This is a genomic window from Streptomyces sp. NPDC007088, assembly GCF_042869355.1.
Classification (GTDB): Bacteria; Actinomycetota; Actinomycetes; order Streptomycetales; family Streptomycetaceae; genus Streptomyces.
Window position 1 is genome coordinate 478845 of record NZ_JBIAFO010000002.1, and the last position, 20825, is coordinate 499669.

Annotated in this window: 14 protein-coding genes and 1 pseudogene; 9 read left to right on the plus strand and 6 right to left on the minus strand. The window is 74.1% G+C overall.

The window, feature by feature from the left end:
• Positions 1-78: 78 nt before the first annotated feature.
• Positions 79-2724, plus strand: coding sequence for an alpha-glucan family phosphorylase (gene glgP / locus ACFYMP_RS05210; RefSeq protein ID WP_388850702.1), 2646 nt, complete (start codon positions 79-81; stop codon positions 2722-2724).
• Between the two features lie 116 nt (positions 2725-2840).
• On the opposite strand, the gene ACFYMP_RS05215 is transcribed toward glgP, so the two are convergent.
• The 3 genes from ACFYMP_RS05215 to ACFYMP_RS05225 form a co-directional block, all read right to left on the minus strand.
• On the minus strand, positions 2841-4619 hold the full coding sequence (locus ACFYMP_RS05215; RefSeq protein ID WP_388850704.1) for a M4 family metallopeptidase: 1779 nt from the start codon (positions 4617-4619) through the stop codon (positions 2841-2843).
• An 867-nt stretch (positions 4620-5486) separates the two neighbouring features.
• Positions 5487-7562: an ABC transporter ATP-binding protein gene (locus ACFYMP_RS05220; RefSeq protein ID WP_388850706.1), complete on the minus strand. Its 2076-nt coding sequence runs from the start codon at positions 7560-7562 to the stop codon at positions 5487-5489.
• Positions 7559-9460 carry an ABC transporter ATP-binding protein gene (locus tag ACFYMP_RS05225; protein ID WP_388850709.1) on the minus strand — a complete coding sequence of 634 codons (1902 nt, stop codon included), beginning with the start codon at positions 9458-9460 and terminating at the stop codon, positions 7559-7561. The genes ACFYMP_RS05220 and ACFYMP_RS05225 overlap by 4 nt, the downstream gene beginning before the upstream one ends.
• A gap of 185 nt (positions 9461-9645) precedes the next feature.
• Here ACFYMP_RS05225 and ACFYMP_RS05230 point away from each other — a divergent pair.
• The 3 genes and pseudogenes from ACFYMP_RS05230 to ACFYMP_RS05240 all read left to right on the plus strand — a co-directional run.
• Positions 9646-10197 (plus strand): annotated as a pseudogene (locus tag ACFYMP_RS05230) (ATP-binding cassette domain-containing protein); the annotation flags it as partial.
• Positions 10198-10225: 28 nt separating this feature from the next.
• Entirely contained in the window at positions 10226-10534 is a 309-nt protein-coding gene (locus ACFYMP_RS05235) for a hypothetical protein (RefSeq protein WP_388850712.1), read from the plus strand.
• Positions 10535-10702: 168 nt separating this feature from the next.
• A complete protein-coding gene (locus tag ACFYMP_RS05240; protein ID WP_388850715.1) occupies positions 10703-11992 on the plus strand; it encodes a hypothetical protein in 1290 nt (429 codons plus the stop codon).
• Here the strand turns inward: ACFYMP_RS05240 and glgX are convergent.
• Positions 11953-14181, minus strand: a complete 2229-nt coding sequence (gene glgX / locus ACFYMP_RS05245) for a glycogen debranching protein GlgX (protein ID WP_388851031.1) — start codon at positions 14179-14181, stop codon at positions 11953-11955. The two genes, ACFYMP_RS05240 and glgX, sit on opposite strands and share 40 nt — an antisense overlap.
• Before the next feature lie 439 nt (positions 14182-14620).
• Between glgX and ACFYMP_RS05250 the strand changes: the two genes are divergently transcribed.
• From ACFYMP_RS05250 to ACFYMP_RS05265, 4 genes are all read left to right on the plus strand, one after another.
• Positions 14621-15850 carry an Ig-like domain-containing protein gene (locus ACFYMP_RS05250; RefSeq protein WP_388850718.1) on the plus strand — a complete coding sequence of 410 codons (1230 nt, stop codon included), beginning with the start codon at positions 14621-14623 and terminating at the stop codon, positions 15848-15850.
• Between the two features lie 132 nt (positions 15851-15982).
• On the plus strand, positions 15983-16750 hold the full coding sequence (locus ACFYMP_RS05255) for an enoyl-CoA hydratase/isomerase family protein (protein ID WP_388850721.1): 768 nt from the start codon (positions 15983-15985) through the stop codon (positions 16748-16750).
• A 232-nt stretch (positions 16751-16982) separates the two neighbouring features.
• The gene (locus ACFYMP_RS05260; RefSeq protein ID WP_388850724.1) at positions 16983-17489 is read left to right on the plus strand and encodes an ATP-binding protein; all 507 of its coding nucleotides are present in this window, start codon (positions 16983-16985) and stop codon (positions 17487-17489) included.
• A gap of 223 nt (positions 17490-17712) precedes the next feature.
• Positions 17713-18564: a polysaccharide deacetylase family protein gene (locus ACFYMP_RS05265; RefSeq protein ID WP_388850727.1), complete on the plus strand. Its 852-nt coding sequence runs from the start codon at positions 17713-17715 to the stop codon at positions 18562-18564.
• A gap of 186 nt (positions 18565-18750) precedes the next feature.
• Here ACFYMP_RS05265 and ACFYMP_RS05270 read toward each other — a convergent pair whose 3' ends face one another.
• Positions 18751-19398, minus strand: coding sequence for a GNAT family N-acetyltransferase (locus ACFYMP_RS05270; RefSeq protein WP_388850730.1), 648 nt, complete (start codon positions 19396-19398; stop codon positions 18751-18753).
• Positions 19399-19510: 112 nt separating this feature from the next.
• On the opposite strand from ACFYMP_RS05270, the gene ACFYMP_RS05275 reads away from it, so the two are divergent.
• Positions 19511-19723 carry an EF-hand domain-containing protein gene (locus ACFYMP_RS05275; protein ID WP_388850733.1) on the plus strand — a complete coding sequence of 71 codons (213 nt, stop codon included), beginning with the start codon at positions 19511-19513 and terminating at the stop codon, positions 19721-19723.
• A gap of 41 nt (positions 19724-19764) precedes the next feature.
• Here the strand turns inward: ACFYMP_RS05275 and ACFYMP_RS05280 are convergent, their stop codons facing one another.
• A complete protein-coding gene (locus ACFYMP_RS05280; RefSeq protein ID WP_388850736.1) occupies positions 19765-20721 on the minus strand; it encodes an ABC transporter ATP-binding protein in 957 nt (318 codons plus the stop codon).
• Between the last annotated feature and the right edge of the window lie 104 nt (positions 20722-20825).

The window sequence follows — 20825 nt, forward strand, 5'->3', positions numbered from 1 at the left end:
CTGCCGCTAACGTCGGTGGCCGTGGGGCGGACGTCCGCTTCGTCCCTGACCGCGTACGTCCCCTGCGAAGGTGGAAACGTGAAGGCCATCCGTCGATTCACCGTACGTCCCGTGCTTCCCGAACCGCTGCGGCCACTGGGCGCGCTGGCCCGCAATCTGCGCTGGTCCTGGCACACGGAGACCCGAGAACTCTTCCGCGACGCCGACCCCGGGCTGTGGGCGGCCTGCGGCGGCGATCCGCTGCGGCTGCTCGCCGCGCTCCCCCAGGACCGGCTCGCCGGACTCGCCGGCGACCCCGCCTACCTCGGCCGGCTCGCCGCCGCCGCCGAGCAGCTCGACCACTACCTGACCGGTCCCCGCTGGTACCAGGCCCAGGCCCAGGCGCAGAGCGCGCTGCCGAAGGCCGTCGCCTACTTCTCGCCCGAGTTCGGCGTCACCGCCGCCCTGCCCCAGTACTCCGGCGGGCTCGGCATCCTCGCCGGCGACCACCTCAAGTCCGCGAGCGACCTCGGCGTCCCGCTCGTCGGGGTCGGACTGCTCTACCGGCACGGCTACTTCCGCCAGTCCCTGTCCCGGGACGGCTGGCAGCAGGAGCAGTACCCCGTCCTCGACCCCAACGAACTGCCGCTGAGCCTGCTGCGCGAGGCCGACGGCACCCCCGCCGAGGTGAGCCTCGCGCTGCCCGGCGGCCGCAGCCTGCGCGCCCGGATCTGGCAGGCCCGGGTCGGGCGCATCCCGCTGCTGCTGCTCGACTCGGACGTCGAGGACAACGACCGGGCCGCCCGCGAGGTGACCGACCGGCTCTACGGCGGCGGCAGCGAGCACCGTCTCCTGCAGGAGATGCTCCTCGGCATCGGCGGCGTCCGCGCCGTCCGCGCCTACTGCCGGCTCACCGGCCACCCCGCGCCCGAGGTCTTCCACACCAACGAGGGCCACGCCGGCTTCCTCGGCCTTGAACGCATCCACGAACTGGGCGCGGCCACCGAGGACGGGCCCGGCCTCGACTTCGACACCGCCCTGGAGACCGTCCGCGCCGGGACCGTGTTCACCACCCACACCCCCGTCGCCGCCGGAATCGACCGCTTCGAGGCGGACCTCGTCGCCCGCCACTTCGGCCCCCAGGGCGAACTGCCCTCGCTCGACGTCGAGGACGTCCTGCGCCTGGGCCGCGAGACCTACCCGGGCGGGGCGCCGCACCTGTTCAACATGGCCGTCATGGGGCTGCGGCTGGCCCAGCGCGCCAACGGCGTCTCCACCCTGCACGGACAGGTCAGCCGGCAGATGTTCGCCGGACTGTGGCCGGGATTCGACGCCGAGGACGTGCCGATCACCTCGATCACCAACGGGGTGCACGCCGCGACATGGGTGGCCCCCGAGGTCGCCGCGCTCGGCGCCCGCCACATCGGCGCCGCACGCGCCGAGGAGGCCATGGCCGTCGGCGGCTCCCCCCGCTGGGACGCCGTCGCCGGCATCCCCGACCAGGACATCTGGGAGGTCCGCCGGGAGCTGCGCGGGCAACTGGTCACCGAGGTCCGCTCCCGGCTCGCCGCCTCCTGGCGCCAGCGCGGCGCGGGCGAGGCGGAACTCGGCTGGATCGACGGCGTCCTGGACCCGGACGTCCTCACCATCGGCTTCGCCCGCCGCGTCCCCTCCTACAAGCGGCTCACCCTCATGCTGCGCGACCCGGAACGGCTCACCCGGCTCCTGCTGCATCCCGAACGCCCCATCCAGATCGTCGTCGCCGGCAAGGCGCACCCCGCCGACGACGGCGGCAAACGCCTCGTCCAGGAACTCGTCCGCTTCTCCGACGACCCCCGGGTGCGCCACCGCATCGTCTTCCTGCCGGACTACGGCATGGGCATGGCACAGAAGCTCTACCCGGGCTGCGACGTGTGGCTCAACAACCCGCTGCGCCCGCTGGAGGCGTGCGGCACCAGCGGGATGAAGGCCGCGCTCAACGGCGCCCTGAACCTGTCGGTGCTCGACGGCTGGTGGGACGAGTGGTACGAGCCGGACTTCGGCTGGTCCATCCCCACCGCCGACGGCAGCGCCGCCCTCGACGAGGACCGCCGCGACGAACTGGAGTCCCGCGCCCTCTACCAGCTCATCGAGGAGCGGGTCGCACCCCGCTTCTACGACCGCGAGCAGGGCGGTCTGCCGCGCCGCTGGATCGAGATGGTCCGCTCGACCCTCACCTCGCTGGGGCCCAAGGTCCTCGCCGGGCGCATGGTCCGCGACTACGTCGAGAACCTCTACGCCCCCGCCGCCCGCGCCCACCGCGCGCTCGGGCCGCGGAACGCGCTGGAACTCGCCGAGTGGAAGCGGCGGGTGCGGACGGCCTGGCCGCAGGTGAGCGTGGAACAGCCCGAGACCTCCTCGGCCGGGTCCGGCGCGGAGTACGGCGCGACCCTCGCGCTGCGGGTGCGGGTCGCGCTCGGCCCGCTCGCCCCGGAGGACGTCGAGGTGCAGACCGTCTCCGGCCGGGTCGACGCCGACGACCGCATCACCGACGCGCGCACCGCTCCGCTCAAGCCGGTCGGCGGCCCCGACCTCGAAGGACGCTGGACCTACGAGGGCCCGCTCGCCCTCGACCGGACGGGCAGCTTCGGCTACACCGTGCGGGCCCTGCCCGCGCACCGGCTGCTCGCCTCGCCCGCCGAACTCGGCCTGCTCGCGGTTCCGCCGGAGGCCGGCGGGGAGGCGGCGGGGGTCCTCCTGCGCTGACCCGCGACACGGCGGGGGCCGTGAAGCCCGGGGGGAGGTGACGCTCGCCCGGGACACGCCACAGGGGTGGTGCGCCGAGGCCGGCGCACCATCCCTGTCCGTTGCCCGCCGGGGCCTCAGCTCACGTTGATCCCGGCCCACGCGGCGGCCACGGCCGCGTACTCGTCCGAGTCCGCGCCGTACAGGTCGCCCGCCGCGCTGAGCGTCGCCTCCCGGGCGTCCGCGTAGTCGGTCGTCGAGGTCATGTACTCCGTCAGCGCCTTGAACCAGATCTGCTCGGCCTTGTCGATGCCGATGCCGGTGACCTTCGAGCCGTCGTAGGTCGGCGAGTCGTAGCTCACGCCGTTCACCGTCTTCGCGCCGCTGCCCTCCGACAGCAGGTAGAAGAAGTGGTTGGCCGGCCCCGAGGAGTAGTGCACGTCCTTGTTGCCGAGCCCCGCCGACCAGTAGTCGTCGGAGGCGCCGTCCTTGCTCGGCTTGTCCTGGTAGCGCAGCGGGGAACCGTCCCCGTTGATGTCGATCTTCTCGCCGATGAGGTAGTCGCCCGGGTCCTCGGCGTTGCCCGCGTGGAACTCGACCGCGGTCGCGAAGATGTCACTCGTCGCCTCGTTGAGGCCGCCGGACTCCCCGCTGTAGATGAGGCCCGCCGTCGCCGCCGTCACCCCGTGCGTCATCTCGTGCGCCGCGACGTCGAGCGCGGTCAGCGGCGCCTTGTTGCCCGCCCCGTCGCCGTACGTCATGCAGAAGCAGGAGTCCTGCCAGAAGGCGTTGACGTAGTTGTTGCCGTAGTGCACACGCGAGTAGGCGCCCTTGCCGTCCCCGGCGATCCCGGAGCGGCCGTGCACCTCCTTGTAGTAGTCCCAGGTCTCGGCCGCCCCGTACGCCGCGTCCACGGCGGCGGTCGCCGGGTCGTTCGTGGTGCCGTCGCCCCACTTGTCGTCGGCGTCGGTGAACAGCGTGCCGGTGCCGCTGGAGCCGTTCTTCAGGTCGTACGTCTTGTGGCCGCCGCGTTCGGCGTCGGTCAGCTCGTAGCCGCTGCCCGACTTCGTGGAGCCGACGGTGACGGTGCCGCTGAACTGGCTCTCGCCGGTGCCGGTGTGCACGCCGTCCCAGCGCGCGAGCCGCTTTCCGCTGCTCGCGTCGGTCACGGTGTGCAGCTCGGAGGGGGTGCCGTCCTTCTTGACGCTCTCGGTGACCGCCTCGTAGGCGAGCGCGGGGGTGCCCGAGGCCGCCCAGACGATCTTCCGCGCGTTCTTCGGGGCGCCCTTGAGCGTGGCCGGGGAGGTGTCCACGGCGAGCTTCGCCGAGGTCGCCTTCGTCACGCCGAGCCGCTTCCCGCTCTTCGCGCTGTGCACGACGAGATCGCCGCCGATCACCGGCAGCCCGTCGTAGGTGCGCTCGTAGCGGGTGTGGACGGTACCGTCACGGTCCTTGACGACGTCCCGGACCACGAGCTTCTCCTCGGCGCCCAGGCCGAGTTGTCTCGCGGTGGCCGGGGCGCCGGCCTGCGCGTCCCGCACCAGCCCCGCGCGCAGCGAGGCGGTCATCTTGAGCGGGGTCGCGGCCGGGACGGGCTCGGCGGCGCCGGCCGGAGCGGCCAGTCCCGAGGCGAGCAGCGCGGCGGAGGCGACAGCGGTACCTACGGCCAGGGACGTTTTCGATATACGGGACAACACGCGGGCTCCCAGTCGTTCGTTTCCGGTGGGGGGACGGTCCGGGCGGCTGTGGGGGCCGACTGGACCGCGAAAGCGCTGAACGAGTAGCCGTGCGGGGCGAGTGGGGCGGGGTGTACGCACTCGGTGCGGAGCGTCGAGCGCGGGGTGGGGAATGCCGTGCGGCGGTGGGCCGGTGGTGCGGTGGCGCGGGAGCAAGGCTTCCATCCGGGGCCTGTACATGTCATGACCACGGAGCCACCTTGGCCGGAACCCGTCCGCCTGCCGTGCGCCCGGGTCCGCTATCCGGAAGGGGTTCACGGGGCGCCCGCCGGTTACGGGCCGGTAGCCCACGGACCTTGCGGAAGAAGGGCCGTGGGGCGATCCCGGGATGAGAACCGGCCCCCGGCCGGGCCAGGTCCCGCACGCAGGAGCCGTATTCGGCTGGATGGCCGGAAAGTGACGTGGTGGTGGCCGCCGGGGAGCCGGTGAGGGGCGTAAGGGTGCGTGTGGCCGGGTCGCTGTCCGTGTGGGTGCGTGCCGGCTGGACGGCCGCCCGTGTGGGTGCGGGGCGGGGGGCGTGTGGCCGGGCCGGGCGCACGGGTGGGCGGGCCCGGCCTGTCGGCGCGGGTGCGCGGGTTCGGTTTGGCCGTGCGAGCGTGCGGGCCCGGCTTGCCCCGGCGTGCGCGTGGTGGAGGAGTTCGCGGACGAGCAGCCGAGGGCAGCTCTCCAGGACCCTGACGAGTTCCTCCGAGCTGGTGCCGCAATGCCGGGCGGTGACGAGTGGTTCACGGGCGATCAGCGACAGGCGGCTCGCGGTCCGTGCTGTCGGCGACGACGGCGAAGGCCGGCCGCGGCCGGCCGTGTCCGAGGAAGAGACCGCCCCGGTCGTCCGCCGTCCGCCGTCCGCCGTCCGCACGAGAGGCGCTGTCCGCTCCCGCGCCCCATCCGCCAACTCGCCACGCCGCACCGTGCCGGCAGGACCCGGCGGCAACGCGGCCGGGACGATCCCCTGCCCTCTGCGCGCGCCGCCCCCCGACTGAAGCCCCGTTCCGTCCCGTGGCCCCGGACCCCTCCGGTCCGTTCGGGAGACCGGTTGTCGGCCCCGGCCTACGCCAGGCTCTCCCGCCATGTGCGATGCAGTCCGGCGAACGTGCCGGTGCCCGCGATGAGTTCGGCGGGGGAGCCGTCCTCGACGACGCGGCCCGACTCCATCACCAGGACCCGGTCGGCGATCTCGACGGTCGACAGGCGGTGGGCGATCACGACGGCCGTACGGCCCCGCAGCACCGTGGCCATCGCGTCCTGCACCGCGCGCTCCCCGGGGATGTCCAGCGAGGAGGTCGCCTCGTCCAGGATCAGCACGGCCGGGTCGGCGAGCAGGGCCCGCGCGAAAGCCACCAACTGGCGCTGGCCGGCCGAGATCCGGCCGCCGCGTTTGCGGACGTCGGTGTCGTAGCCCTCGGGCAGGGAGTCGATGAAGTCGTGGGCGCCGATGGCCTTCGCCGCCTGCTCGATCTCCGCGCGGCTCGCCTCCGGGCGGCCGATCGCGATGTTCTCCGCGACTGTCCCCGAGAACAGGAACGCCTCCTGGGTGACCATGACCACGCCGCGCCGCAGCTCGGGCACCGACAGATCGCGCAGGTCCGTGCCGTCGAGCAGGACCCGGCCCTCGGTCGGGTCGTAGAACCTGGCCAGCAGCTTGGCCAGCGTCGACTTGCCCGCCCCCGTCGAACCGACGACCGCCACGGTCTGCCCGGCCGGAAGCGACAGGCTGAAGCGGGGCAGGACCTCGCCGCCGGTGCGGTACGCGAAGCGGACCTCCTCGAAGTCGACGCGGCGGCCCGGCAGATCGGTGGCCAGGGGCGGCAGCTCGCGCGGGGCCACCGGCTCGGGCACCCCCGGCTCCTGGGCGAGCAGACCGGCGATCTTCTCCAGGGAGGCCGCCGCCGACTGGTACGAGTTGAGGAACTGGCCGAGCCGGTCGATCGGGTCGTACAGCCGTCGCAGGTACAGCGCCGCCGCCGCGAGCGCGCCCAGCTCCATCGATCCGTCCGCGACGCGGTACGCGCCCCACAGCACGATGCCCGCGACCGCCGTGTTGGCGGTGAGCCGGGAACCGATCACATAGCGGGCCATCTCCAGGAGCGCGTCCCCGTTGCTGCGTTCGTGCACCCGGTTGAGCCGGTCGAACTCCGCGTCGTTGACGTCCTCCCGGCGGAAGGCGCGCACCGGGCGGATGCCGTTCATCGTCTCGGCGAACTTCACGATGACCCCGGCGACCGCCGTCGAACGCCGCGCGTACACCCGGCCCGCCCGGCGCCGGTAGGCCCGCACCAGCAGGTACAGGGGCAGGAAGGACAGGACGGCCACCGAGCCGGTGCGCCAGTCCAGCCACAGCAGGAGCACCGAGATCGAGAGGAAGGAGAGCAGGACCGTGATCAGTTCCTGCAGCCCCTCGTTGAGCAATTCCCGCAGGGACTCGACATCGGTCGTGGAACGGGAGATGAGCCGGCCCGAGGTGTACCGCTCGTGGAAGTCGACGCTCAGCGACTGCGCGTGGCGGAAGATCCGGCCGCGCAGGTCGAGCAGTACGTCCTGACTGACCCGGCCGGACAGCTTCGTGAAGGCGAACTGGAGGATTCCCGAGGCCAGCGCGCACAGCACGTAGCCGGCGCCGAGCGCGATGAGCGGGCCGTAGTCGTCCCGGCGCAGGGCCGGGACCCCGCTGTCGATCGCGTACGCCACGATCAGCGGCCCCGCCTGCACCGCCGCCTGCTGGAACAGCAGCAGGAGACTGACCCCGGCGACCCGCCCCCGCATCGGCGCGAGCAGTGAACGCAGCAGGTCCCGGGTCGCGCCCTTCGGTGTCGGCAGGTCGTCCTGGTCGAATGGGTCCGGGGGCGGTGTCCCGCGCGGCGGCTCAGCTCCGGCGTGCGGCGCCCCCGCCGTTTCCGGAGCAGGTTCCGCCGCCGGCGGTGCGGCGAGATCGCCGTGCGGGGGACCCACGAGAGGCACGGGAGCGGGGGCGGCAGGGGCCGGTGCCGTGCGTTCCAGGACCTCTGCCTCGAAGGCGCTCTCCGTGAGACCGCCCTCGGCGACGGCACTCCTGGCCGGTCCGCCCTCGGCCGGCTCCTCCCCAGCCTCCCCGCCCCCGGTGGCCGGGCGCTCCGGTCGCGTCGTCATTCTCGTCCTTCCCGATCCCCGGCACCCGCCGCGGCGGGTGCCTCCGGCCGGCCGGTCCGGCCCGCCCCGTCAGCCCCGGCAGTGCCGTCAGTGCCGTCAGTGCCGTCAGTGCCGTCCGCACCGGACATGAGCCACGCGTACTCCGCGTTGTCGCGCAGCAGTTCCTGGTGGGTGCCGACCGCCGTGATCCGGCCCCCCGACAGCAGCGCCACCCGGTCGGCGAGCTGCACCGTCGACGGGCGGTGCGCGACGACCAGCGCCGTCGTCCCCTCCAGGACCCGGCGCAGAGCCGCCTCGACCGCCGCCTCCGTGTTGACGTCCAGCGCCGAGAGCGGGTCGTCGAGCACCAGGAAGCGCGGGCCGCTCACGACCGCGCGGGCCAGGGCCAGCCGCTGGCGCTGACCGCCCGACAGGCTCAGCCCCTGCTCGCCCACCTCGGTGCGCTCCCCGTGCGGCAGTCTGCCCACGAACTGCGCCTGGGCCACGTCGAGCGCCTGCTCCAGCTCCTTCGGCCCGGCCTCACGCCCGGCGCCCATCAGGACGTTCTCCGCGACGCTCGCCGAGAACAGCGTCGGCTCCTCGAAGGCCACCGCGACCATCGAACGCAGCCGCTCCCTGGGCATCGCGGTGATGTCCCGCCCGTCCAGGGTGATGCGCCCGGAGGTCGCCTCGTGCAGGCGGGGGACCAGTGCGGTCAGCGTCGTCTTGCCGCTGCCGGTCGCACCCACCAGGGCCAGGGTCTCGCCGGTCCTGACGTGGAGGTCCACCCCGCGCAACAGGGGAGGGGAGTCCTCCGGGGCGTCCGGATAGCGGAAGGAGACGCCCTCGAAGCGCAGACCCGCCCCGGCCGCCGTCACCGCTTCCGGCTCCTGGCCGCGCGCCTCCCGCGTCCCGTGCGTCTCCTGCTCGACCTCCTCGTCCATCACCTCGAAGTACCGCTCCGCCGCGGCGGCCGCGTCCTGCGACATCGCGAGCAGGAAGCCGATCGACTCGACCGGCCAGCGCAGCGCGAGCGCCGTGGACAGGAAGGCGACGAGCGTGCCCGCCGAGAGGTCGCCGTCCGCCACCCGCACCGTGCCCAGCACCAGCGCCGCCGCGATGGACAGCTCGGGGAGCGTCGTGATGACACCCCAGATCGCGGCGAGCAGCCGGGCCTTGTCCAGCTCGGTGCCGCGCAGGGCGCGGGTCAGCTCCCGGAAGGACTCCGCCTGACTGCGGTGCCGTCCGAAGCCCTTGACGATGCGGATGCCCAGGACGCTCTCCTCGACCACCGTCGTCACGTCCCCCACCTGATCCTGGGCGCGCCGTGCCGCGACGCTGTAACGCCGCTCGAAGTACGAGCACAGGAAGACCAGCGGGATCAGCGGGGCCAGCAGGACCAGGCCGAGGGTCCACTCCTGCGCCAGCAGGATCAGCACGCCCACCAGGATCGTCACCCCGTTGACCAGCAGGAAGGTCAGAGGGAAGGCGAGGAACATGCGGAGCATCATCAGGTCGGTCGTGGCCCGCGACAGCAACTGACCCGAGGCCCAACGGTCGTGGAAGGCGATCGGCAGTCGCTGGAGCCGGCCGAACAGGTCGCGGCGCATCGCCGCCTCGACCCGCGCGAGCGGACGCGCCACCAGCCAGCGGCGCAGACCGAACAGCACCGCCTCCACCACCCCGAGCAGCAGCAGGCCCAGCGCGCCGAGCCACACCCCGCCCGGGTCGTGCTCGGTCACCGGGCCGTCCACGAGGGCCTTGAGCACCAGCGGGATGACGAGTGCCACGCAGGAGGCGACGATCGCCACGAGGGCGGCGGTCGCGAGCCGGGCGCGTACGGGCCGCACATAGGGCCACAGGCGCAGCAGGGTCCGCACCGCCGAGCGGCCCCGCGACTTCGTGAGTGATTCATCCATCACGGGGGAGGTTACGTTCCGCCACCGACAATGCCCATCGGGTTTTCCGCCGCCCGTCGTCTTCCGGCCCTTTCCCGTGCCTCGGCGAAGGCGGCGGTGAGTGCGTCCGGGCCACCGGCGTCAACCGATCGGCTGACGCCGGGAGGAGCGGTTCGGCGGATACCACGCCACGCCGTACCGCCGCGATGCCCACGGTACGACCGGCACCGCAAGCGCCGCCGGCCGCGCCGGGCACTCCGCTCGTCGAAGTCCGTGACCTGCGCAAGAGCTACGGTGGGCGCCCCGTCGTGGACGGCGTGGACTTCACCGTCGCGGAGGGTGGGATCTTCGGCGTCCTCGCCCCCAACGGCGCGGGCAAGACGACGACCGCCGAATGCGTCGAGGGGCTGCGCCGGCCCGACTTCGGCGGCGTCCGGGTCGCCTGGCTCGACCCCGTCGCCGACCACGAACGGCTCGCCCCCGTCCTGGGCACCCAGCTCCAGGAGATCCGGCTCCAGCCGGAAATCACTGTGCGTGAGGCCCTGGAGTTGTACGCGGCCTTCTGCCCGCGCCCCGCCGACTGGCGCGCGCTCGCCGAACGCCTCGGCCTCGACACGGTGTTCACCCCCCGGTTCGCGCAACTCCCCGGCGGCCAGAAACAACGGCTGTTCCTCGCGCTCGCCCTCGTCGGCCGCCCCCGTCTCCTCGTCCTCGACGAGCTCACCACCGGACTCGACCCCCGCGCCCGCCCCGCCACCGTGCCGGCCGCACGAGTGGAGAAGCCGCGTGAGCGGACCGGTCCTCGTCCCCGCCCGGCCCGGCGGCGCACGCGCGCTGCGCGCCCTGCTCACCGCCGAGGCACGGCTCTTCCTGCGCGAACCGGGCGCCGACTTCTGGATCTTCGTGTTCCCGAGCCTGCTCGTGGCGATCCTCGGACTCGTGCCCGCCTTCCGCGAACGCGGCGAGGGGGCCGTCAAGACCCGTCTCACCCACGTCTACGCCAAGCTCGGCGTGAGCGACCGGGCCGCGGCCGTCGCCGTCGGCTACGACCGGGGCATCCTCGGACCGGGCGGGACGGACCGGTCCGCCGGCTGAGACGGAGCCGTCCGCCGGCCGGGACAGCGCCGGGACCGCCTGCGGTCCGCCTGCCGGTCTGCCGTGCGGGCCACGTAGGATTCCTCATCGGGCCGGGCGCCGTTCGCCCGGCCGTGGCCCGCCCGCAGCGGCGGCACGGGACCCGGGAGCGGAGCGGAGGCACGGCCCATGCGGCGAATACGGCGGAGGGCCGCGCTCGCGCTCGGCCTCGGCGCCCTCCTCACGGGCACCGCCGCGTGCTCCGCGAACCCTTTCAGCGACCCGCACCCGGTGTACGGCAAACCCCTCGGCCGGCAGCTCGACGCGGCGGCCCGCGCCACCCAGGAGGCGCTCACCGCCTCCTTCACCTCCCGCCTCGTCTACGGCTTCGGGCCGGACACCGCGACCGACACGACGACCGGCCGGGTCGACTGGGACCAGGACACCGGGTACGCGGACCGCGCCGTACGCGTGCCCGCCGCCCTGCCCGAGCGGGACGCCACCGCCATCGGCGGACGCACCGGCCCCCGCGACTGGAACCAGACGTACGCGCTGCGCGGCGGGGGCGGCGTCTACGTCCGCGTCGACGGCGCCGAGCAGCGGACGTGGCTGCGCTTCAGCGCCGCCGAACGCAAGAAGTTCGGCATGACCGGCGACCACGACATCAACCGGCTCAACGGCGCCGTCCTGCCTTACGGCGGCACCCTCGCCGAAGTCCTCACCGCCGCCCGGCCCGTCGGGAAGCCGGAGGGGGTGCCGGGCGGGGGCCGCCGCTACACCGTCGAGGTGCCCGCCTCGCACGCCGCCGACGTCCTGCCCGCCGCCCTCGCCGGACCGGTGCGCGGCGCCGACCGGCTCGGCCACGGCAAGGGCTTCCGGGCCACCGTCGAACTCGACGGACAGGGCAGGCTGCTGCGCATGAGCGCCGACCTCGCCCCGCAACTCGGCCTCCTGCACGCGGCGGGGCTCCTCGACGACGTGCCCGCGCTCCACGCCGACCTGCGCCTGACCCGCCTGGGCAAGTGGCAGCGCGAGTCCTTCCCCGGGGCGCACCCCGTCGTCCTGTCCGGTGAGGTCCTCGTCCCGGCGCGCGGGCTCAAGGACGGCCGGTGTGCCGACACCCAGCTCCTCGGCCGGGGCAGCCGGGTCCTGTTCCCCGTCAACTGCGCCGACCCGCACGACCTGTGGAAGTACGAGGGCGCCCCCGTCGAGCGCACCGTGCGCGAACCCGTGGCCGCCGACTACGACGAGCGGCGCTGGGGCACCGAGTCCTGCCGCGCCGCGCTCCGCGAACACCCCTCGGCCACCGCCGACCCGGCCACCGTGGTGCCGATCGGCGAGACCACCTTCGCGGTCACCGGCGGGAAGAAGAAGTTCACCGGCGAACCCGGTCCGGGCCGCTCCCTGCCGCCCGGGGCCCGGCTGAGGATCACCGGCTCCTACGACTGCCTCGTCTCCACGGAGCGCACGGCCCCCTGAGCGGGCGGCCCCTGCGGTCGTGCCCGCAGCAGCAGGAAGGAACGGTCCGTCACCTCCAGCCGGGCGCCCGCCGCGTGCACCGTCCCCGGTGGCTCCTCCTGCTGTTCGGCCGCCGTGTCCACGAGGACCTCCCAGGCGACCGCCCACGGCCGGTCCGGGAGCGTGAAGCCCGCCGGTTCGGCGCCCGCGTGCAGGACCAGCAGGAAACTGTCGTCCAGCACCCGCGCCCCGCGCTCGTCCCGGCCGGGGATGTCCCGACCGGACAGGAACATGCCGAGCGTCGGCGCCGGGGCGAACCAGTCGTCCTCCGTCATCTCCGTACCCCGCGCCGTGAACCAGGCCAGGTCCCGCAGCCCCTCGGCGAGGACCGGACGGCCCGTGAAGAAGTCCCGCCGGCGCAGGACCGGATGCTCGCGGCGCAGCCGGATCAGCCGCGCCGTCAGCGCGCACAGCTCGCGCCAGCCCGGCTCCCGCAGCAGCGACCAGTCCACCCAGCCGATCTCGTTGTCCTGGCAGTACGCGTTGTTGTTGCCGCCCTGGGTACGGCCGAGTTCGTCACCCGCCACGAGCATCGGCACCCCGGTCGACAGCAGCAGTGTCGACAGCAGATTGCGCAACTGGCGGCGCCGCAGAGCCGTCACCTCGGGCTGGTCCGTCTCGCCCTCGACCCCGCAGTTCCACGAGCGGTTGCCGGAACTGCCGTCGCGGTTGCCCTCCCCGTTCGCCTCGTTGTGCTTGTGGTCGTAGCTCACCAGATCGCGCATAGTGAACCCGTCGTGCGCCGTGACGTAGTTGACGGAGGCCTGCGGACTGCGCCCGCCCCAGGCGTACAGGTCGCTGGAGCCGGAGAGCCGGAAGCCCAGGTCGCGCGCGTCGGGCAGGGCCCCGCGCCAGAAGTCCCGCGCCGCGTCCCGGTAGCGGTCGTTCCACTCGGCCCACAACGGCGGGAAGGCGCCCACCTGATAGCCGCCGCTGCCCACGTCCCAGGGCTCGGCGATGAGTTTGACGCGGCGCAGCACCGGGTCCTGCGCTATCACCGCGAGGAAGGGCGAGAACATGTCCACGCTCTGCTCCGCCCCGTCCCGGCCGGCCCGCGCGAGGGCCGCCGCGAGGTCGAAGCGGAAGCCGTCCACGCCCATCTCCGCGACCCAGTAGCGCAGCGAGTCCGTGATCAGGCGCAGCACGTGCGGCTGCACGACGTTGAGGGTGTTGCCGCAGCCCGTGAAGTCCGTGTAGTGCCGCGGGTCCTGCTGGAGGCGGTAGTAGCCGCGGTTGTCGATCCCGCGCAGCGACAGCATCGGGCCGCGCTCGTCGGCCTCCGCCGTGTGGTTGTAGACCACGTCGAGGATCACCTCGATCCCGGCGGCGTGCAGGGCGCGCACCATGTCCCGGAACTCCCCGACCTGCTCGCCCCGGCTGCCGCGCGCCGCGTACCCGGCGTGCGGGGCGAAGTAGCCGATCGAGTTGTAGCCCCAGTAGTTGCGCAGGCCCCGCTTGAGCAGGTGGTCCTCGTGCGCGAACTGGTGCACCGGCAGCAGCTCGACGGCCGTCACGCCCAGGCGCGTCAGGTGCTCGATCGCCGCCGGGTGCGCGAGCCCCGCGTACGTCCCGCGCAGGTGCTCGGGCACCCCGGGGTGGCGCCGCGTGAAGCCCTTGACGTGCACCTCGTACAGCACGGTGTCCGCCCAGGGCGTCTTCGGCCTGCGGTCGTCGATCCACTCCTCGGCCGGGTACTCGTCGTGCACGACGACGCCCTTGGGGACGTGAGGGGCCGAGTCCCGGTCGTCGCGCACGGTGTCCGCGACATGCTGCTCGGGCCAGTCCCGCACGTGCCCGTACACCTCGGGCGGCAGGCTGAACTCCCCGTCCACCGCCCGCGCGTACGGGTCGAGCAGCAGTTTGGCCGGGTTCCAGCGCGCGCCCGTCCACGGGTCCCAGCGGCCGTGCACCCGGAAGCCGTACCGCGTGCCGGGCAGCACCCCGGGGACGTGGCCGTGCCATATCTGGTTGGACTGTTCGGCCAGTTCGCAGCGGGTCTCCCGGCCCTCGTCGTCGAACAGGCACAGGTCCACGCCCTCCGCCCCGCCCGCCCACAGCGCGAAGTTGGTGCCGGCCGCGCCGCCGGGGCCCGCGTGGAACCGGGCGCCCAGCGGGGTCGGCGCGCCCGGCAGAGCCGTCCCGCGAGCCACCCCGGCCCCTGAGCCGGGGCCGGGCGGTCCCGGGCCCTCGTCGGGGGTGCCGGCCGGGTGCTGAGCGGGTGCCCGCTCCAGGTCCTGCTGCTCGGCTGCGCTCGTCACCTGTCGGCCTCCTGCGGCTCCGGGTCACGGGTGGGCGTCGTGCGCGTCGCGCGCGGCGTGCGGCGTCCCGGCCGCGTCTCCCCGTGGTTGTGCCTCCTCTTGTTCTTCCCCCGCGCGGCGCCCGGATCACCTCCCGGGCCCCGGGCCCGTCAGGTTCGCCCGGTGCGGGGAAAAGCCAGGTCGCGGGGGGAGTTGGCCGGACAGGTTGGAACGTAACGGTGACATTCGCGAGGGTCTCGTACGCCGAGCGGTGTGGTTATCTGACGCGGGGCGCGGGTGGACGAGACCCGGGCGGTCCGAGGGGAGACACACGACAGTGAACGGGCGACCGATGACCACGGCGCGCACGGGACGGCGCGGCGGCCGAAGGGCTCTGTCGGCCCTGCTGCTCGGCATGTCGCTGACGCTGGTGACGGCGTGCGGGGGCGGCAGCGGCGGCGACGGGGCGGACGGCAAGAACGGCGACCGCGAGCCCAAGGGCGGACAGGCGAGCGCGGCGGCCTCGCGGGCGGTCGTCGAGGTGGCGCCCAAGGACGGCGCGAAGGACGTGGACACGAGCGGGGCGCTGCGCGTGGGCGCGAGCCGGGGCCGGCTCACCGAGGTGAAGGTGACCGACACCAAGGGCAATCCGGTGCCCGGCCGGATCACCAAGGGCGGCACGGCCTGGGAGCCGGCGCTGCACCTCGCGGCGGCCACCGAGTACAAGGTGCACGTCGTCGCGGAGGACTCCGCCGGCCGCGCGGCGGCCAAGGACTCGACCTTCAGGACGCTCGTCCCGAAGAACACCTTCGTCGGCTACTACACGCCGGAGGACGGTTCGAAGGTCGGCGTCGGCATGCCGGTCTCGCTGCACTTCACGCGCGGCATCACCGACCCCTCGGCGGTCGAGCGCGCCGTCACGGTGACCTCGAAGCCCGCGGTCGAGATCCGGCACAAGTGGTACGGCAACGACCGGCTGGACTTCCGGCCCGAGAAGTACTGGGCGCCCGGCACGAAGGTCACCCTCAAGCTGTCCCTGGACGGCGTCGAGGGCAGGCCCGGCGTCTACGGCAAGCAGTCCAAGACGGTCAGCTTCACGGTGGGCCGCAGCCAGGTCTCCGTCGTGGACGCCAAGAAGCACACGATGCGGGTGGAGCGGGACGGCAAGCCGCTGCGGACGATCCCGATCACCGCGGGCGGCCCCGGCACCACGACGTACAACGGGCAGATGGTCATCAGCGAGAAGTACCCGGTGACCCGGATGAACGGGGAGACCGTCGGCTTCGGCGGCGAGTACGACATCAAGGACGTCCCGCACGCGATGCGGCTGTCGACCTCGGGCACCTTCATCCACGGCAACTACTGGTCGGGCGCGGGCACCTTCGGCAACGCCAACGCGAGCCACGGCTGCGTGGGCCTGCTGGACACGCGCGGCGGCGGCACCAGCACCCCGGCCGCCTGGTTCTACGCGCACTCGATGATCGGCGACGTCGTCACGGTCAAGAACTCCGCCGACAAGACCATCCAGTGGTGGAACGGCCTCAACGCCTGGAACCTGCCCTGGGACCAGTGGGAGAAGTGAGCGGTTCCGCCTGAGACCGCGAAGGTGCCCCGCGGGGCGCCGCGGCCGTCGCCGGGGACCCACGTCGCGACGTGGGCGAACAGACACCTCCGGGACGGCCGCGGCGCCCCGTCCTGCGTCTAGGGTGCCGTCATGACTGTGCATTTCGAGGTCGGCGACGGAGTCGGCACCATCCGCCTGGACCGTCCGCCCATGAACGCGCTCAACGTCGCGATCCAGGACCGGCTGCGGGAACTGGCCGAGGAGGCCGGCCGCCGCGACGACGTGCGCGCCGTCGTCCTGTACGGCGGCGAGAAGGTCTTCGCCGCCGGGGCCGACATCAAGGAGATGCGGGACATGGACCACACGGCCATGGTCCTGCGCTCCCGGGCCCTCCAGGAGGCGTTCACGGCGATCGCCCGCATCCCCAAGCCCGTGGTCGCCGCCATCAACGGCTACGCCCTGGGCGGCGGTTGCGAACTCGCGCTGTGCGCCGACTACCGGATCGCCGCGGAGGACGCGAAGCTCGGGCAGCCCGAGATCCAGCTCGGCCTCATCCCCGGCGCCGGCGGCACCCAGCGACTGGCCCGGCTCGTCGGCCCCTCCCGCGCCAAGGACCTCATCTTCACCGGCCGCCACGTCCGGGCCACCGAGGCGCTGAGCCTGGGCCTCGTGGACCGTGTCGTGCCCGCCGAGGAGGTCCACGAGAAGGCCCACGCCTGGGCGGCGCGGCTCGCGAAGGGACCGGCGCTCGCCCTGCGCGCCGCCAAGGAGGCCGTGGACGGCGGCCTGGAGACGGACATCGAGACCGGGCTCGCCCTCGAACGCACGTGGTTCGCCGGGCTGTTCGCGACCGAGGACCGCGAGAGGGGCATGCGCAGCTTCGTCGAGGACGGCCCCGGCAAAGCCACCTTCCGCTGACCCCGCGCGCACGGTGGGACCTTATCCCTGCCTTAAGCGCGCCTTAAGGAAACAGGTGATCACTTCCCTGTGATCGGCCGTGAGCGGGGGGTGAGCGCGGGCGCGGACCGCGACGGAGCGCCTTGTTTGCCCACGGCATATGCCGCACGTGACCCCCGGGGGAACCCCTCCCGGGGGTCATATTCCTGCGGAACGCCCACGCGCCACCCCCTCGCCCGCCATGATGGAGGGCATGTCGGGGCTGGAGGGTATCGAGCAGTCGAAGCGGATGGGCAGTGCGGCCGCCGCGCGGTGGACGCCGACCGCACAGGACGAACACGCGCTCATGGCAATGGAGTTGTACGGAAACCCGGCGGAGACCGAGATCCGGGTCCCCTCCCAGCCGGAGGCGGCCTGTGAGGCCAGGAGTCTGGCGGCCCTCGTCGTGACGGCCGAATGGGGGCTGTCCGCGGCCCTCGCCGAGACGACGGCCCTGCTCGTGTCCGAACTCGTCGGCAACGCCGTACGGCACACCGGCGCCCGCCACTTCGGCCTGCGCATGCACCGCCGGCCCGGCCGGGTCCGCGTCGAGGTGCGCGACCCCTCCCGGGGGCTGCCCTGCGTCATGCCCTCCTTCGGGACGGCGGTCATGAGCGGCTACGGGCTGATGATCGTCGAGAGGCTGGCCGAACGCTGGGGCGTCGACCTGCTCCCGGTCGGCAAGAAGACTTGGTTCGAACTGCGCGTCGGCGACCGCTGAGCCGGGCGGGCCCCCGGGCGCGACGGGTGTGCCGGGGCCGGGAAGCGCCGACGGCCGGGGCGCCTGGCGGGGCCGGGAAGCGCCGACGGCCGGGGCGCCTGGCGGGGCCGGGAAGCGCCGACGGCCGGGGGCGCGTGAGGGTCTGGCGCGCGCCTCCCGGCGTACGCCTACTGTCCTCAGGTCGTTCCGGGGCATCGGGCCCGCCCGGACTTTCAATGAGCCCATGACGACCCTCCACCGCCGCCGGCTACTGACCGCCGGGGCGGGACTCGCCGTGTTCCCGTCGCTGCTCGCCACGGGCTGCTCCCCGTCCTCCGAGACCTCCGAGGAGTTCGCGCCCTCCGCCTCCTCCGGGACGACCACCCGGGCCGCCACCGCCGTCCCGGCGAGCCCGCTCGCCGGGGGCACCGCGGGGCCGGCCCGCCCCGTGGGGGGAGCCACCGCCGTCAGCCGCTCCCCGCGCCGGCTGCCGGGGCAGCCCGAGCAGATCGAGCACGGCCCCCGGAGCCGGCCCCGCGTCGCGCTCACCTTCGACGGCGACGGCGAGCCGAGGACGGCCCGCGCCATGCTGCGCACCCTGGCCGAACACCGCGTCCACGCGACCGTCCTCGCCGTCGGCACGTGGCTCGGCGCCGACCCGGGGCTGGCCCGCGCGATCCTCGACGGGGGCCACGAACTGGGCAACCACACCGAGCACCACCGCGACATCAACGCGCTGCCCGAGGCCGAGGCGCGCGCCGAGATCGAGGACTGCGCCCGCAGGCTGCGGCGGCTCACCGGCGGCATCGGCGCCTGGTTCCGGCCCTCCCGCGCCCACGACGCGAACACCGTCGTACGCGCACTCGCCCGCAAGGCGGGCTACCCGCACGTCCTGTCGTACGACATCGCCCCGCTCGACTACCGCGACCCGGGCTCCGCGGCCGTCACCCGCCGGGTGCTCGACGCGGCCAGGCCCGGCGGCATCATCACCCTGAACATGGGCCGCGCCGGCACCCTCGAAGCCCTCCCGGACATCCTCGACGGACTCGGGCGGCGCGGACTGGACGTCGGCACCGCGAGCGCGCTGCTCGTCTGACCCGAGGGCGTCAGGGGCGGGGAGCCGGAGGCGGGGCGTCAGGGACGCAAGAGCCGGAACGCGGGCCCAGACCGGCACCGGGCCCGCCGCGCCGCGCCCCCCCGCCGGTACGTCCGCCCGCGTGACGGGCGCCGCCCGGCGCCCCCCACCGGTAGGTCCGCCCCCGTCGGGCGCCGCCCGTCACGCTCACCGCCACAGCAGCACCTCCGCGCCCACCGGCCGGTACCCGGCGGCCTGGAAGGCCCGTACGCTGCGCGCGTTGCCCGGTGCCTGCTGCGCCCACACCACCGCGCCCTCCGGCACCAAGTGCCGGGCGGCGCCGGCCAGCGCCCGGCCCAGGCCCGGACGGTGACCGGCGCCCACCGGCTCGGCCACCTCGATCGCGGCCTCCCAGCGCCCCGCGAGCCCCCGGCCCAGCACGAGCAGCCCGCCGTCCGCCGCCCACACCCGTACCCCGTCGCGCCGCCGCAGCGCTCGCGCGACCCTCGGATGGTCCGTGCCGGTGACCTCCCGCAGCGGCAGCGGGGGAGGGCCCGGCAGGGCCCCCGCCACCGTCAGCAGGTCGACCGTGTCCATGTGCCGTCCCGTACGCTCCGTCAGCGCGCCCAGGAACGAGGGGTGCAGGCTCGCCGCGAGGGGATCGCAGTCCAGGCCCGCGAGCGTCCGGCGCACCCACGCCGGGTCCTCGTCCACGAACACCACGGAGTGCGCCGTGAACGCGAGCACCCCCGCCTCCCGGCGCCCGCTCTGCGGCAGCACCGTCGTCGAGCCGTCCGGCACGGGGAACACCCCGCGCGCCACCGCGTCCAGCACCCGTGCCACGGAGTCCGCCACGGTCCGCGCTCCCTTCTCGCCTCGTGCGCCCGCCGTACCCCCGGCCGGCCCCGTCCGGGGGCCGGTTAATCTGACCAGCGACACGAAGCACCGAGAAGGGGTGGATGCGCCGATGGCGGACATCGAAGAGGCACGCAGGACGTTCGAGCAGTTCGACGCCGACGGGGACGGCTTCATCACCGCCGACGAGTACAAGTCGGCCCTGGCCCGGATGGGCAACTTCTACGTCACCGCCTCGGTGGCCGAGGCCGTGATCGGCGCCAAGGACACCAACGGGGACAAGCTGCTGTCCTTCGACGAGTTCTGGGCCGGCGTCAACAAGTAGCAGGGCGCCTCGCCCCGGGCCCGCCGCGCGGCGGGCGGCTCTCAGCGCCGCCCGCGCGCCGCCGTCCGCACGCTCCAGCGCCCCTCGCGGTGCTCCAGCGTCACCGGATGCCCGAAGCACGCGCTGATCCGCTCGCTCGTCAGCACCTCGCCGACCGGCCCCGAGGCGAGCGTGTGCCCGCCGCGCAACAGCAGCGCGTGCGTCGTCCCCGGCGGCAGCTCCTCCAGGTGGTGGGTGACGAGGACCGAGGCCAGCCGGGGCCGCTCGGCTGCCAGCGTCCCCAGGCTCTCGATGAGCTGTTCCCGGCCCGCCACGTCCAGACCGGTCGCCGGCTCGTCTAGCAGCAGCAGCCGGGGCTCCGGCATCAGGGCCCGCGCGATCAGCGCGCGGCCCCGCTCGCCCTGCGACAGGGTCGGCCAGCGCGCCCCGGCCCGTTCGCCCAGACCGAGCGTCCCGATCAGCTCCACGGCCCGCTCGCGCTGCTCTTCGGTCGGCGTCCAGCGCGGCGGCCGCTCCAGACTGTTGGTCAGCCCGGTCAGGACGACGTCCCGCACCGTCGGCGAGGAGCGCAACGGATGGCGCGGGTTGACGTGCCCGACATAGGAACGCAGCTCGCGCAGGTCCACCCGGCCGAGCTGCCGTCCCAGCACCTCGACCCGGCCCCGCGTCGGATGGACCAGCGCGCCCAGCAGGCTCAGCAGGGTGCTCTTGCCCGCCCCGTTGGCGCCGAGCAGCGCCCAGTGCTCACCGGGACGCACCGTGAGGGACACCGCGTCGAGGAGCGTCGCGCCCTCGCGTACGACGGCCACCTCCCGCGCGCGCAGAACAGGGTCGCCGGGGCCGGCGGCTGAGGGCGCGGCCCCGGTCGCGGTCCCCGTTTCACCGGAGCCGGAGCCGGAGCCGGAGCCGGTCCCGGTGTCGGTGCCGATGTCAGTCCCGGCGGTGGCGGTGGCGGTGGCGTCGGCGCCGGTCTCGGCGCCCGTGGTGGTCGTCGTCATAACCCTCGGCACGCTACTCCACCCGCCGCCCCGGCGCCGCGCCGCCGAACGGGCGACGTCCGCGAACGGGCGGAATATCCGCGCCCGGGGCCCCGTTGGGCTCC